A 14,963-nucleotide genomic window follows, 5' to 3' on the forward strand; every position below is an offset into this window, starting at 1 on the left:
TGTAGCATGTGTTGGCGAATGAAAAAAGAACAAGACTTGCCCGTTATATTGTTCTCCTCACTAACTTGAAAAAAGAGCCGCTATTCGCGACTCTTTTCTTGCTCTTTTGTAATATGATAATCCCTTGGTGCCCACCAAAATGCACACAAGATCCCAAGAATGACGACAATAAAAGGTGCATAAAAAATTAAGAAACTTTGCATACCTTGATTTCCTCCTATGCGTGATTGTCTTCTTTTCCTGTCACATAGTTTTTATTGAACAAGAATAGTTTCATCAATAAATAGAGTGAAGGAAGAAGAAGGCACAGCCCTAAAATAAATGCGATGACTAAAGCAACCGCCATTTGTGTGCTTGTAAAACTATCATAAATTGTTAAATACGGATACAGTAAGTATGGATATTGTGCTATCCCATATGCAAAGAAGGCTACAGCAAATTGAGCAATAAGAAGCCCAACTGCAAGTCCGTACTTTTTACGCATGGCAATGAGCATGACTGTAATAATAAATAAGACAGCTGAAATCGCAAACATCCACCATAAATTCACCATGTGACTATAACTTTCTGGGTTAATGGATTTCATTTCATACATAATGCCCAGTGCACTAATCATTAACGGTGCTGCCCAAACAAGTGCATATTTTCGCATCAGTTTAGTCGCTTCTACGTCATTTGCTTTATGAGCATACCACGTTAAAAATACGGCTGAAATATACAGCACAGCAGCGATGCTCAGTACCACAATGCTCCAAGCAAATGGACTTGTATATAAAGTCCAGTAGTTTAGCACAGGTTGCCCATCAATCAGATCAACATAGCCTCCACCAGCAATGGCAAAAACAACAGATAAGGAAGCGGGAATTAATAAACCTGCCACACCGTATGTCAGCGTATACCCTATATGTCCTCGCGTGCCGTACGATTCAAAGGCATAGTAGGAGCCACGAATTGCTAACAGTACAAGCGAAATACTGACTGGCACAAGTAAAATCGTTCCGTAATAAAAAGCAGTTTGTGGGAAAAATCCAACGATCCCTACGAAGAAGAATACTAAAAAGACATTGGTTACTTCCCAGACAGGCGATAAATAACGTTTGATAATATTTGTTAAAATATGATTTTTACCAATTAGTAGGCTATAAGCGTTGAAGAAGCCTGCACCAAAATCAATGGATGCGACAATGACATAGCCAAATAGAAAAATCCATAATACGGAAATACCTAATACCTCTAACGTCATAGGATGTCACCGCCTTTTTCAGAGTGGCGATCTTCAATTTCACGCTCGATTGGATTCTTTTTAAACATTCGAACCAAGACGACAATACTTCCTACTGCTAAAACTGCATAAACACCTGCGAACAATAGCATCATTAAATCCACATGGTCACTCGTAGTAGCTCCCTCCGGTGTGCGCATTAGACCATACAGTATCCATGGTTGACGTCCAACTTCCGCAAGCCACCAACCTGCTTCGATGGCAATGATTGACAGAGGTCCTCCCGCAACAATAATCCATCTATACCATCGCGAATGAATAAATTGCCAGCCCCGTGCTTTCCCTACAACATAAAGTAATGAAACTAGCACCATAAACATACCAATGGACACCATAATATCAAAGAGATAATGAATATAGAGTGGTGGTAAATCCTCCTCCGCAAATTGATCTAAGCCAATTACCTCTGCGTTAGGATTAAAATGTGCAAGAATGCTCAAAGCATACGGAATTTTAATGGCGTATTTTACTTCTTCTCCATCTAATACACCAAATAATACAAGCGATGCTTTACCCTCTGTTTCAAAATGCCATTCTGCAGCGGCTAGTTTTTCGGGTTGATATTCAGCTAAGTATTTTCCTGAAAAATCTCCAATTACAGCAGCAGCTATGGAGAAAATTAAGCCAATTTTCATAAGTAAAAGCAAGGATTTTTTATGGTATACATGCTTAGAGCCTTTTAACATTCTGTATCCCGCAATAGCTGCTAGTACAAATGCTGATGTCATATACGCTGTCACAAGTACATGCGCTACCTTTGTCGGCATGGCTGGGTTAAACATCGCTAAAAAAGGTTGAATATTGACAAGTTCTCCGTCTACAATATCAAATCCTTGTGGTGCATTCATAAAAGCATTAACAATTGTAATGAAGACCGCTGACATCGACGCTCCAACAGCGACAGGAATTAATAGTAGCATATGTTTTTTCTGACTATCAAAGCGGTCCCATGTATATAAATAGATCCCTAAAAATATAGCTTCAAAGAAAAATGCAAACGTTTCCATAAACAATGGTAATGCAATCGTTTGACCAGCAAGTTGCATAAAGTTAGGCCACAATAATGAAAGCTGTAAGCCAATGGCAGTTCCTGTTACAACACCTACGGCCACAGTAATAACAAAACCACGCGCCCAACGTCTCGCCATTAAGATATAATGCTCATCATTCTTTTTATACCCAGTCCATTGAGCAATCATAATCATCAACGGGACACCTACACCAATCGTTGCATAAATAATATGGAACGATAATGTTAACTCCGTTAATGCTCGACTCCAAAAGACTGCTGATTCATTAATCATCTCATTGCCCCCCTAACTTCCAAATATTCTTCCAAGAATGGAAAGTAGCATAATAATTGCAACACCAAAACTTATCCATATAAGTTTCTTTTCTTGTGACTTATACAAAGGCAACACTTCCTTTCCCTTATCCATACCCCCATTTTCCACTATTACAACGAATAAAACCTTAATAACGGACCGAAATTTCAGGCTATTATTAAGGTTTCAAATTTTGTTCAACTAATATACGCACATTTGCCAAACATTTTTCTAAATTCATTCACAATCTAAGTTCTAAAGATGAAATTGTATAATTTAGTCCATTCCAATTTAATAAAGGAAGCAATCGGATTAAGTAGGTTTTCAGAGATTCTTATGTGGCACAGTTCTGGTTTTCGGCTTCTATTGGGAAGGTTAACTTTGGGAGTGTGGGGGGTAGATATTTTTGGGAGTGGTGAAGCTTTTCTCTTTAGGGGACTTCCTAATATGCAGATCCCTTTCTTTTATAAGTACGATCAGATAGAATCCAAAAAGCTCATCCAACTAAAATAGGATGAGCTTTTTGGATTGATTAAATACGGTCTTCTTCTCGAATATCTGCAAGTGGGACAAAGATTTCAATGTGACGCTTCAGATTTTCAAATGTAGCTGGTGCGTCTCCGCCATATTCGCCATCTAGGTTAAGATGGACTTCGTTTTCAGTCGTGACTTTGACAACGCTGGCTTTTTTATAAATGACACGATCGTCATTTAAATGTTCGCCTCGTAATGCCATAGCAGCTAGTTGAATAAACTCTGGAAGGCTTACTTTTTTCAGTACTATTACTGTAAAGTAACCATCATTAATACTCGCATCAGGGGCAAGTTTTTCAAAGCCACCTACTGAATTCGTTAAACCACATAGGAACATCATGGCGTCCCCATCAAATACTTCGCCATCATATTCAATACGCATATGGGAAGCTTTGATGGATGGAATCATTTCTACTGCCTTTACATAATAGGCTAACTGACCAAGCATTGTTTTCATTTTACTTGGTACTTCATAAGTGAGTTCTGTAATGCGTCCCCCAGCAGCAATATTAATGAAATAGCGTTCGCCATTTAAGAGACCCACGTCCACTGGTAATGTGTCGCCTTGAATTATAATGTCTACAGCCTCATCAATATTTCGAGGAATATGCACAGCACGGGCAAAATCATTTGTAGTACCCATCGGAATTAGACCAACTTTCGGACGGTTTTCAAATGGACTTACACCTGAAACAACTTCATTTAATGTGCCATCTCCACCAACTGCGATGATGATATCAAAACCACGCTCTACCGCATTTTTTGCTGCAAGCGTTGCATCTCCCTCACATGTTGTTGCATGACAGGATGTCTCATAGCCTGCTACCTCTAGTTTTTCCAACACCTCTGGTAGATGTTTCTTAAATACTTCGCGTCCAGATGTAGGATTATAAATGATTCTTGCTCGTTTCATAACATACCTTCCTGCTTCATAAGATTCTATTTCATTCAACGAAATTCTACGTTGAAATGTTGCAATGCTCTTGTTATTTTTGTAATGCGTTTGTTACCTGTTTTTTAAAGTCCTCATAGACATACGTCCAGTAAGTTGAGTTCGAGATATTTTCCTCTCGAATTTCTGCATAAAGAGCTTTTTGAGCTTCTTCAAATGTTGGATCTTCTTTATCTGGTAAACTCGCTCGTTTCGTTACGACTAACTCTTGTAATTCAGGCGCACGTGGTCCCCATTTTCCTACAACCTCACCTGCATCATCTAACAACAGATAAATCGGGATAGCACGACCACCGTTTGTTAAATAACGATCAATTAACTCTGTATCAGCATCGCGAAAAACGGTACGCATTTCTAACCCTGCCGCTTCAGCAACACGACGAATAATAGGGTTGTTTAACATAGCGTCTCCGCACCAATCTTCTGTAATAGTTAAAATTTTTGGCTGCTTATCTTTTAGTAATTCGATGAAGCCATCGTTTGTTGGCACTTCAAAACCATCATAAATACGGAAGCTCTCTTCTTTCAACGTCGTCATGTTCTCCATATATTGTTGTATCGAAATAGCTTCTTGAAAATATTGTTGTTCAGTTTTCATTGGCTCGTCCCCCTTATTATTGTCTATTCTATATTTTGCTATGAATACTCTTTTTAAACAACTATTAAGTGTTATAAATTGCAAATTAGTTACATTTTTGAAAATTAATAGCCGAGGGAGCAATAAAGCTCTCTCGGCTATTATGTTACAACGAGTATTATCGTTTGGCAATTTCTTGTTGTAATAATTTATTAACCATTGGAGGGTTGGCTTGACCTTTTGTTGCCTTCATAATTTGACCAACTAAGAAGCCAATCGCACGATCTTTACCATTTTTAAAGTCTTCGATAGATTGTGCATTGTTATCTAAAACTTCTGTTACGATGGCTAGTAGTGCACCTTCATCGGAAATTTGAACTAAACCTTTCGCCTTCACAATATCCTGTGCAGAACCACCGTTTTCTACTAATTCAGCAAATACTTTTTTACCGATCTTAGAAGAAATTGTTCCGTCAGTGATTAATTTCACCATCTCAGCAAGGTTTTCTGGTGTTAGTGCAGTATCTTTAAGGTCTTTTTGTTCCGCATTTAAGTAAGCTGAAACATCACCCATTAGCCAGTTAGCAGAAAGTTTCGCATCTGCACCGTTCACAATCATTGCCTCGAAGAAGTCTGAGATTTCTTTAGAAATAACAAGAACTCCTGCATCATATGGTGTTAAGCCTAATTCTTCTACATAACGTTTTTTACGAGCATCTGGAAGCTCAGGAATTTCTGATTTCACTCTCTCTAGCCATGCATCATCAATCGAAAGACGAACTAAGTCTGGCTCTGGGAAGTAACGGTAATCATCTGTTCCCTCTTTCACACGCATTAAAATTGTTTTACCTGTTTTTTCATCGAAACGACGTGTTTCTTGCTCAATAATACCGCCTGATAATAATACATCTGCTTGACGTAATTCCTCATGCTCTAAACCACGACGAACATAGTTGAAGGAGTTCAGGTTTTTAAGCTCCGTTTTTGTGCCAAATTCTTCTTGACCATACGGACGAAGAGAAATGTTGGCATCACAACGTAGTGAGCCTTCTTCCATCTTACAATCAGATACGTCTGTATATTGAATAATTGATTTTAATTTTTCTAGGTAAGCATATGCTTCGTTTGGTGTACGAATGTCTGGCTCAGAAACAATCTCAACAAGTGGTGTACCTTGACGGTTAAAGTCAACTAATGAGTGATCCCCAGCATGTGAAAGTTTACCAGCATCTTCTTCCATATGAAGACGTGTAATACCGATACGTTTTGTATAGCCGTCTACTTCAATATCGATCCAGCCGTTTTTACCGATTGGTTTATCAAATTGTGAAATTTGATAAGCTTTCGGATTATCTGGATAGAAGTAGTTTTTACGGTCAAATTTTGTTTCTTGTTCGATTTCCATATTAAGTGCAAGTGCAGCACGCATTGCGAAATCTACTACATTTTTGTTAAGGACTGGTAGGACACCAGGGTACCCTAAATCAATTACTGTTGTATTTGTATTTGGTTCAGCACCAAAATGAGCTGGTGCTGGTGAGAAGATTTTTGAGTTTGTTTTCAACTCAACGTGTACTTCTAAACCAATGACTGTTTCAAAGTTCATGTTATTTTCCCTCCCACATTTGAGGAACTTGTTTATGGAACTCTGTTGCTTGTTCAAAAGCATGAGCTACACGGTAAATAGTTGCTTCATCGAAGTATTTACCAATAATTTGTAAACCAAGTGGTAGTCCGTTTTCAAAGCCACATGGAATTGAAATAGCAGGTACTCCAGCTAAGTTCATCGGGATTGTTAAAATATCGTTCGCATACATTGTCATCGGATCATCGACGTTTTCACCAATTTTAAATGCTGGTGTTGGGGATGTAGGCCCAATGATAACATCAAAGTCTTCAAATACTTTGTCGTAGTCTGCTTTGATAAGTGTACGTGCTTGTTGCGCTTTTTTATAATACGCATCATACGTGCCGGCACTTAGTGAGTAAGTTCCAAGCATGATGCGGCGTTTTACTTCATCACCAAAACCTTGTGCACGTGTTTCTTTATAAAGGTCCATCAAATTTGTAACATTTTCTGCACGGAAACCATAACGGATACCATCGAAACGAGATAAGTTAGAAGACGCTTCAGATGAAGAAAGGATATAGTATGCAGCAAGTGCATATTTTGAATGAGGAAGTGATACTTCTTCTACAGTAGCACCTAGGCCTTTTAATACCTCTAATGCAGTAAGCACTGATTGACGTGCTGCCTCGCCAACACCTTCACCAAGGAATTCCTTTGGTACAGCAATACGTAAGCCTTTTACATCACCAGTAAGCGCTGCAGCGTAATTTGGTACCTCTACGTTTGCCGATGTAGAATCATTTGGATCTAAGCCTGCGATGGCTTCTAATAATAGCGCATTATCTTCAACGTTGCGTGTAATTGGTCCAATTTGATCTAAAGAAGAGGCAAATGCAACTAGACCAAAACGAGATACACGACCATATGTAGGCTTCATCCCTACAACACCACAGTAAGCTGCTGGTTGACGGATTGAACCACCTGTATCTGAACCAAGAGAGAATGGTACTTCACCTGCTGCTACTGCTGCTGCAGATGCACCTGAAGATCCCCCTGGTACGTGGTTTAAGTTCCATGGATTTTTTGTTGTTTTATAGTATGAGTTTTCGTTAGAAGAACCCATTGCAAACTCGTCCATGTTTAATTTACCAACTGTAATCATGCCAGCTTCACGTAACTTATTGACAACAGTGGCATCATAAATTGGCATAAAGCCTTCTAGAATTTTAGAGGCACAAGTTGTTTCTAAACCTTCTGTTACGATGTTGTCTTTCACACCGATTGGAAGACCAAACAGTGGTCCACGCTCTTCAAATGGGACTTTATCCATTTCAGCAGCTTGTGCAGTTGCTTTTTCTTCGTTTGAAGCAAGGAATGCTTGTACATCGCTGTCAAGCTTTGCAATACGCTCGTATGCTTCTTTCGTTAAGTCAGCGATTGATAAGTTACCTGCTTTCATTTCCGCTTGTAACTCCTTAGCTGAACGTTCAAATAACGTCATGAGGAATCCTCCTATGTTTTAGTATTACATGATAGCTGGTACTTTTACTTGACCATCTTCTTGTTCTTTTACGTTTAACATCATTACTTCACGGTCTAAACCTTTTACAGCTACGTCTTCACGCATTACATTCACTAGTGGTAAAACGTGAGTTGTTGGTTCAACATTCGTTGTATCTAGCTCATTTAACTGCTCCGCAAAGTCTGTAATTTTTCCAAGCTGTTCAGCAAATTTCTCTGCTTCTTCTTCTGTAATAGCAAGACGTGCTAAATTTGCCACGTGCTTTACTTCTTCTTTTGTTAATTTAGCCATTTTTCACACCTCCGAATACTGGTTCAATTCATTGTTTTTATTGATAACAATAGGGTTGAATAAAGTTAACCATGCCAATAATCATAACATTTTTCATATTAAAAATCACAACTTTCACTAAAAATATAGAAACTTTCACTACTATAACAAAGTGTTGTCTCTATCTACCTATTGTGTCCCTCTAATTCTAGCCATCTACATAAAAATATAGCCAGCACAAAGGCTGACTATATTAATCATAGACATGCACGTAAGGGTCCTTATCATTGGCCTTCTTAATGATTAATGCCTCTGGGCCATTTATAGAAGTAACGCTCACCTCAACATGAATATTATCAAATTGATTGATTAGAATACCCGTCAAATATTGCGTAAAGCCTATTATTTCTGCTTTACCGAAAAATTGGATTGGAATTTCAATCGAAAGATTTTGTATTTGCTTATTACGATAGAAGCCTGTTCCGATCACACTTGTATAATTCGAGAAATATTTATCAACGTCTTGCTTAAAAATTTTGAAGTTATTGCTGACATCTCGGTAAACATCCTGTGAATCATCAGTTGGGAACAAGACATAATTTTCATCGATACCTTCCCACTCTGCAATACTGTTCTGTCCAGCTTTTGCTATACCATAGCTAAAATATGACCCTGGAATAATTTGATTGCGAGCTTGCTGCTTAAACAAACCAACAACAATTGGTACATCTTTTAACTCTTCACGTGTACGTAAACGGGAAACAATTTCAGCGGCCATTTTTTTGCCTTGCTCAACAAGTTCAGCTTCTGAAATTGGTTTTTCGTAATATTCGCCATACTGTTCTTTTTGGTAATAATAAATAGAGTTTAAGGCAAGACCTATTGAAATTCCGCCTAATTTCACTTTATTATCATTCGTTTTTGTTAAGTAATTTTGCTCTACAATGTGGGATAAATAAACGGGAGCCTTCGTTGCCCGTTCTTCTGGTGTCATTGTGTCTGTGGTCGGCGGATTTAAACCATCTTCTGTTTGTGAACTACGGGCAAGCCAAGAGCTCACCGTACTTTCAGCTAAATATTGACCTTCTTGGAAGTAATAGTTTTCCGTGTCAAACTCATTTTGAGATAGACGCATTAAACCAGATTCAACTTCCTTCATATCATATTTCGTATAAATATTAGACACAACAAGACCTCTGCTTGCACTCTCTTTATAAGGAATAAGCGTCTTATAATAGGATTCATCAATTTGTATGCTTGGGATAATTGTTGTTTCAGCTTTTTCTTTCTGTTGCGTTTCCTGTGTAAGCTCTGTTTCCTTCTTGTCAGAAGGTACACAGCCGACTAGCATTGCAGCAGCTACAATTGCTGGAATGAGTCGAAAAGACTTCATTATTTAGTGCTCCTTTACTAATAGTCAGTTTTAGGTCGAAGAATCACTCAACGCCATGATGTAATCGTTTCGCATTCTCCCTGTGAGAAAGATATGCTGTCATGCACTTATTAGATGAGGTTAAGTTGTTCAATTAAGTTGTCTTCATTCCAAACTTCGATACCTAATTGCTCAGCCTTTGTCAGTTTAGAGCCTGCATCTGCTCCTGCGATCACAAGGTCTGTTTTTTTGCTGACACTGCCTGTGACAGTACCACCTAACTCTTCTATTTTCGCCTTTGCTTCGTTGCGTGTCAATTGCTCAAGTTTACCAGTTAAAACAATTGTTTTACCTGCAAAGGGACTATCACCTATAGCCACTTCTACTTTTTTACCTTTATACGTCATATTCACGCCTGCCTCAGCAAGACGCTCAATGACTGCACGTGCATCTTCATTGGAGAAATACTCTACTAACGAAGAAGCCATTTTATCGCCAATTTCATAAATCGCTACTAGCTGTTCCTCTGTTGCTGCCATTACTGCTTCCATCGAACCAAATTGCTCTGATACGATTTTAGCTGCCTTTTCACCAACATGACGTATACCTAAACCTATTAATAAACGTTCCATTGAGTTTTCCTTTGAGGCTTGAATGGCATTCACTAAATTGGTTGCAGATTTTTCGCCCATACGTTCTAGTTCTACAAGTTGCTCAACTGTTAAATGATATAAATCAGATACATCATGTATTAAATCTGCACGCAATAATTGCTCTACTACTTTATCTCCAAGTCCATCAATATTCATCGCATTGCGCGAAACAAAGTATTTTATGCTTTCCGCAATTTGAGCAAAGCAGGCAGGATTTACACAGCGTAGAGCTACTTCACCTTCAATACGAATCAATTCACTATCACAAACAGGGCAATTTTTTGGCATGACAAAAGGGACTGAGTCCTCTGGACGTTGCTCTATTAGCACACCTACCACTTGAGGAATGATATCACCAGCTTTTCGAATAATGACTGTATCTCCAAGGCGAATATCCTTCTCTCGAATTAAATCTTCATTGTGCAACGATGCACGTTGTACCGTCGTCCCTGCTACTTGTACTGGCGTTAAAATAGCCGTTGGTGTTACTACACCTGTACGTCCTACTGTTAAATCAATAGTAAGTAATGTTGTGACAACTTCCTCTGCTGGAAATTTGTAGGCAATGGCCCAGCGTGGACTTTTGGCAGTGTAGCCTAGCTCATCTTGTTGAGCATACCGATCTACTTTGATAACGATACCATCAATTTCGTAAGCTAAATTCGGACGGTTTTCTGTCCAATGCTCTATAAAGGCCATGACCTCTTCAATTGTCGAGCAACGCTGACGCTCTTTGTTCGAAGGGAAACCAAGACCCTCTAAATAATCAAGCATTTCCGCATGCCCATCAATACCATATAACTCACCATCTCCACCAATAGCATAGATAAAAGTTGATAATTGACGACTTGCCGCAATTTTTGGGTCTAACTGACGTAGTGAGCCAGCAGCCGCATTACGCGGGTTAGCAAATAATTCTTCTCCATTGTCAGCACGGTGCGTATTTAATTTTTCAAATGATTTTTTTGGCATGTACGCCTCACCACGTACTTCGATTGTCACAGGATCTTTTAAACGTAGTGGGATCGCTCGGATTGTCTTTAAATTGGCTGTAATATCTTCGCCTACAACACCATCTCCTCTTGTTGCCCCTTGTACAAACACGCCATTTTCATATTTCAATGAAATAGCCAAACCATCTATTTTCAGCTCACATACATAAGAAAATTGGTCTCCAATTGCCTGACGTACTTTACGATCGAACTCTCGTAAATCTGCTTCATTAAAAGCATTTGAAAGACTAAGCATTGGATAATCATGTGTTACTTTTTTAAAGCCCTCAACCACTGCTCCACCAACACGCTGTGTAGGAGAATCGGGATAAATGAGTGATGGATTCGCTTCCTCTAATGCGATCAGTTCATGTAATAATTGATCGTATACACTATCAGCTACAACAGGATTATCTAACACATAATAGGCGTGACCATATTCATGCAATATTTTATTTAACTCCGCTACACGCTGTTCTATTTCGTTCATTTATGTTCCTCCGCTTACGCTTTTTCAATCGGTGCAAATTGAGCTAGTAATCGTTTTATGCCAATTGGTTGTGGAAAGGCGATATCAAGCTCTGTACTATCACCTTCACCTTTTACACTGACTACCATACCCGTTCCCCATTTTTTATGAATCGCCTTATCTCCAGCCTTCCAGCCAAATTGATCTCCACCCGTTGCTTGTAAACGAGCTGTAGCAGGCTGTGTTTGTTGAATAGCACCAAGCGTGCGCTTTTGATAGCCAGCTGTTGAACGATTATTAGAGGCAAACGGTAGCTTTGATTCTGCACCTGCCTTAGAAATGGACTCTGTAATGTCTTCTGAAATTTCACCTAAGAATCGGGAGGCGTTATTAAAGCTTGAACGACCAAAAATTGTTCGGCTTTGTGCACATGTTAAATAGAGACGTTCCTCAGCTCGTGTCACGCCAACATACATAAGACGGCGTTCCTCTTCCATCTCATCTTGATCGTCTAAAGAGCGTGAATGTGGGAATATATTTTCCTCCATACCGATAATAAAGACAATAGGGAATTCTAAGCCTTTAGCGGCATGCATCGTCATTAAAATAATATTGCCCTTAGAAGCATCTTCTTTATCTAGTGCATCAATATCAGCAATAAGAGCTAAATCTGTTAAAAAAGCAATTAAGCTTTTATCATCACTGCGCTCCTCAAAAGCCTTTGTGACAGATAAAAACTCTTCAATATTCTCTAGACGACTTTCTGCTTCAATTGTTTTTTCATTTTGCAGCATTGTACGGTAGCCTGATTTATCGATGACTTGCTCCACAATTTCAGTAACAGATAAATAATCCTGCATCTCTGTAAAGCCTTTAATCATTGCATAAAATTGCTCAGCTGAATTTGCTGCTTTCCCAGTTAGACCCATAAATACAAGATCATTCATCGCATCAAAAATGGAACGATCCTGATCAATCGCATAGCGTGCCATTTTTTCAAAGGATGTAGCTCCAATACTACGCTTCGGCTCATTAATAATACGTGCCAGTGATAAATCATCATCATTATTGGCAATCAGTCGTAAATAAGCTAGTAAGTCTTTAATCTCTTTTCGATCATAGAACTTTGTTCCGCCCACTATTTGATAGGCCATATTGGATTTAACAAGTACTTCCTCCATCACACGTGATTGAGCATTCGTACGATATAAAATAGCAAAGTCATCAAATGAACGATTTTCTTTTTCAATTAATTGCTGAATCGTTTGTACAACAAATTGCGCTTCTTCTTGCTCATTATAAGCTTTATATAAGGCAATTTTTTCACCCTCTGCATTTTCTGTGCGCAGTTCTTTTGGGTAACGTGTTGTATTATTTTGAATGACGTCATTTGCCGCCTGTAGGATGCGTTTAGTAGAACGATAATTCTGCTCAAGCATTATGACCTTGGCGTTAGGATAATCCTTTTCAAAAGATAGGATATTGCCAATGTCAGCACCACGCCATCGATAGATGGACTGATCGGAGTCCCCTACAACACAAATATTTTTAAATTTCTTTGCCAGTAACTGTACAAGTAAATATTGAGATTTATTCGTATCTTGGTACTCATCTACATGAATATATTGAAATTTATTTTGATAGTATTCGAGCACTTCAGGCACACGTTTAAACAATGTAATCGTCGTCATAATCAAATCATCAAAATCGAGCGATTGATTGCGGCGTAGTCTTTTTTCATAGCCTTTATAGACACGTGCAACGGTTTGTTCATAAGGGTTTTTATCGTTCATTTGTCCAGCGTAATCGTCAGCAGTAATACATTCATTTTTCGCTGCACTAATCGCATTTAAAATCGCTCGTGGCTCAAAACGTTTAGGGTCAATATTCTCATCCTTCATCACATTTTTGATGACTGATAGCTGATCAGTGGAATCTAAAATGGAGAAATTACGAGATATGCCTAGTTGATCGATATTACGACGTAAAATTCTTACACACATTGAGTGGAAAGTAGAAACCCACATACTATCGCCGGTACCATTCCCTAGAACGCCATCAATACGCTCGCGCATTTCTCGTGCTGCTTTATTCGTAAACGTAATCGCCAAAATCTTTGATGGATATACTTCCTTTTCTATCACTAAATAAGCAATACGATGTGTTAAAACACGTGTTTTTCCTGACCCAGCACCTGCCATAATGAGTAACGGTCCATCAGTTGTTTTGACCGCTCTTTCCTGTTCAGGATTCATTCCTGCTAGTAAATTTTTTGTTAACTGTTCCATTTTGCACCGCCTTACAAACATTTGTTCTAAAATTATAACGTATTTTTAACAGCCTTAACAGTCGCAAGTGCAGCTTTTAAATCATCATATATAATATTTCCAACTACTACCGTATCTGCAAACTGTGCCATTTCCTCCGCTTGCTTTGCAGATGTTATGCCTCCACCATAAAAGAGCTTCGTATGTTTCAGCTCGTTTTTCACTGCGCGAACTACCTCTAGATCCCCATACATCCCGCTGTACTCGACATAAAATACAGGCAATTTAAAGAAATTTTCCGCCATGCGTGCATAGGCCACTACATCGTCAATCGTTAAATCCGTTTTCGCACCTGTTACTTGTGCTACTTTACAATCAGGATTTAAAATACAATATCCTTCTGCTACCAACTCTTCCCACACCATGATATCTCCGTACTCTTTTATGGCCTCATGATGTAAATTTTTAATCCATTTTGGATCATCACTATTTAATACCGTTGGAATAAAATAATAATCATATCCTGGAGTTACCGCATCAATTGTAGAAATTTCAAGCGCTATTGGTACCTCAAAACGACGTACACGAACAAGCAAATCTAATACGCCATCTAATGTCACATCATCCGTACCACCTACTAAAATGACATCTGTGCCTGACTCACAAATTTTTTCTAGTGCCTCATCTGAAATGTCCTTAGCTGGATCTAGCTTGAACACATGTCTCCATTCTAAATAATCCATTTAATTGACCACCTATCATTTTCTATCTATTCGTTTACAAGTATAGCTTATGATTCACGACAAAAAAATGAAAAAGACTGAGCAGAACTTCTACCCAGCCTCTTTCCCTACTATTCTTTTGGTGCTTGAAACGGTTTTTCATCAGGATACAAACGACCTAACATTTCATCATATGTATCATTCCCATAATCGAAGCAGCGACGCACACGTGAAATAGTTGCTGTACTTGCTCCTGTTTCCTTTTTAATGGATTCATAGGTTTTCTTCAAACGCAATAAATGTGCAACCTCAAAGCGTTGTGCCAACGATTGAATTTCACTAATCGTACATAAATCATCAAAAAACTTATAGCATTCTTCGATGTCTTTCAACTCTAACACGGCTTTAAATAATTGATCTGTTTGATGCCCCCGAATTTTTTCGATTTGCATGCAA

At 38.6% G+C, this 14,963-nt stretch carries 13 protein-coding genes; all 13 read right to left on the reverse strand.

The genetic code is table 11. The annotated features are described in order from the left end of the window. Window positions 1-80: 80 nt before the first annotated feature. The 13 genes from NST76_RS19095 to NST76_RS19155 all read right to left on the reverse strand — a co-directional run bounded on the left by NST76_RS19095 (window position 81) and on the right by NST76_RS19155 (window position 14,959). Complete coding sequence (locus tag NST76_RS19095) at window positions 81-203, reverse strand: hypothetical protein (RefSeq protein WP_004225690.1); 123 nt, start codon at window positions 201-203, stop codon at window positions 81-83. 14 nt (window positions 204-217) lie between these two features. Then, window positions 218-1,243 carry a cytochrome d ubiquinol oxidase subunit II gene (locus tag NST76_RS19100; protein ID WP_036123446.1) on the reverse strand — a complete coding sequence of 342 codons (1,026 nt, stop codon included), beginning with the start codon at window positions 1,241-1,243 and terminating at the stop codon, window positions 218-220. Further along, on the reverse strand, window positions 1,240-2,586 hold the full coding sequence (locus tag NST76_RS19105; RefSeq protein ID WP_101966913.1) for a cytochrome ubiquinol oxidase subunit I: 1,347 nt from the start codon (window positions 2,584-2,586) through the stop codon (window positions 1,240-1,242). Before NST76_RS19105 ends, NST76_RS19100 begins: the two co-directional genes overlap by 4 nt. A 553-nt stretch (window positions 2,587-3,139) precedes the next feature. After that, on the reverse strand, window positions 3,140-4,054 hold the full coding sequence (locus tag NST76_RS19110) for a diacylglycerol kinase (RefSeq protein ID WP_036123451.1): 915 nt from the start codon (window positions 4,052-4,054) through the stop codon (window positions 3,140-3,142). 73 nt (window positions 4,055-4,127) lie between these two features. Continuing rightward, on the reverse strand, window positions 4,128-4,691 hold the full coding sequence (locus NST76_RS19115; protein WP_036123452.1) for a thioredoxin family protein: 564 nt from the start codon (window positions 4,689-4,691) through the stop codon (window positions 4,128-4,130). Window positions 4,692-4,848: 157 nt separating this feature from the next. After that, a complete protein-coding gene (gatB, locus tag NST76_RS19120; protein WP_036123454.1) occupies window positions 4,849-6,276 on the reverse strand; it encodes an Asp-tRNA(Asn)/Glu-tRNA(Gln) amidotransferase subunit GatB in 1,428 nt (475 codons plus the stop codon). 1 nt (window position 6,277) lies between these two features. Continuing rightward, window positions 6,278-7,741 (reverse strand): Asp-tRNA(Asn)/Glu-tRNA(Gln) amidotransferase subunit GatA, encoded by a 1,464-nt coding sequence (gatA, locus tag NST76_RS19125; protein WP_058844195.1) that lies wholly within the window; start codon window positions 7,739-7,741, stop codon window positions 6,278-6,280. Window positions 7,742-7,765: 24 nt separating this feature from the next. Further along, a complete protein-coding gene (gatC, locus tag NST76_RS19130) occupies window positions 7,766-8,053 on the reverse strand; it encodes an Asp-tRNA(Asn)/Glu-tRNA(Gln) amidotransferase subunit GatC (RefSeq protein WP_004225708.1) in 288 nt (95 codons plus the stop codon). Between the two features lie 232 nt (window positions 8,054-8,285). Next, entirely contained in the window at window positions 8,286-9,425 is a 1,140-nt protein-coding gene (locus NST76_RS19135; protein ID WP_036123459.1) for a CamS family sex pheromone protein, read from the reverse strand. A gap of 110 nt (window positions 9,426-9,535) precedes the next feature. Further along, window positions 9,536-11,539, reverse strand: a complete 2,004-nt coding sequence (gene ligA / locus NST76_RS19140; RefSeq protein WP_058844197.1) for an NAD-dependent DNA ligase LigA — start codon at window positions 11,537-11,539, stop codon at window positions 9,536-9,538. A 14-nt stretch (window positions 11,540-11,553) separates the two neighbouring features. Continuing rightward, entirely contained in the window at window positions 11,554-13,806 is a 2,253-nt protein-coding gene (gene pcrA, locus NST76_RS19145; RefSeq protein ID WP_089934640.1) for a DNA helicase PcrA, read from the reverse strand. A gap of 32 nt (window positions 13,807-13,838) precedes the next feature. After that, entirely contained in the window at window positions 13,839-14,528 is a 690-nt protein-coding gene (locus NST76_RS19150; RefSeq protein WP_101966911.1) for a heptaprenylglyceryl phosphate synthase, read from the reverse strand. Window positions 14,529-14,638: 110 nt separating this feature from the next. Continuing rightward, complete coding sequence (locus NST76_RS19155) at window positions 14,639-14,959, reverse strand: YerC/YecD family TrpR-related protein (protein ID WP_004225717.1); 321 nt, start codon at window positions 14,957-14,959, stop codon at window positions 14,639-14,641. Window positions 14,960-14,963 lie beyond the last annotated feature (4 nt).

The sequence above is a fragment of the Lysinibacillus sp. FSL W7-1291 genome, from assembly GCF_038593415.1.
Taxonomy (GTDB): Bacteria; Bacillota; Bacilli; order Bacillales_A; family Planococcaceae; genus Lysinibacillus; species Lysinibacillus fusiformis_D.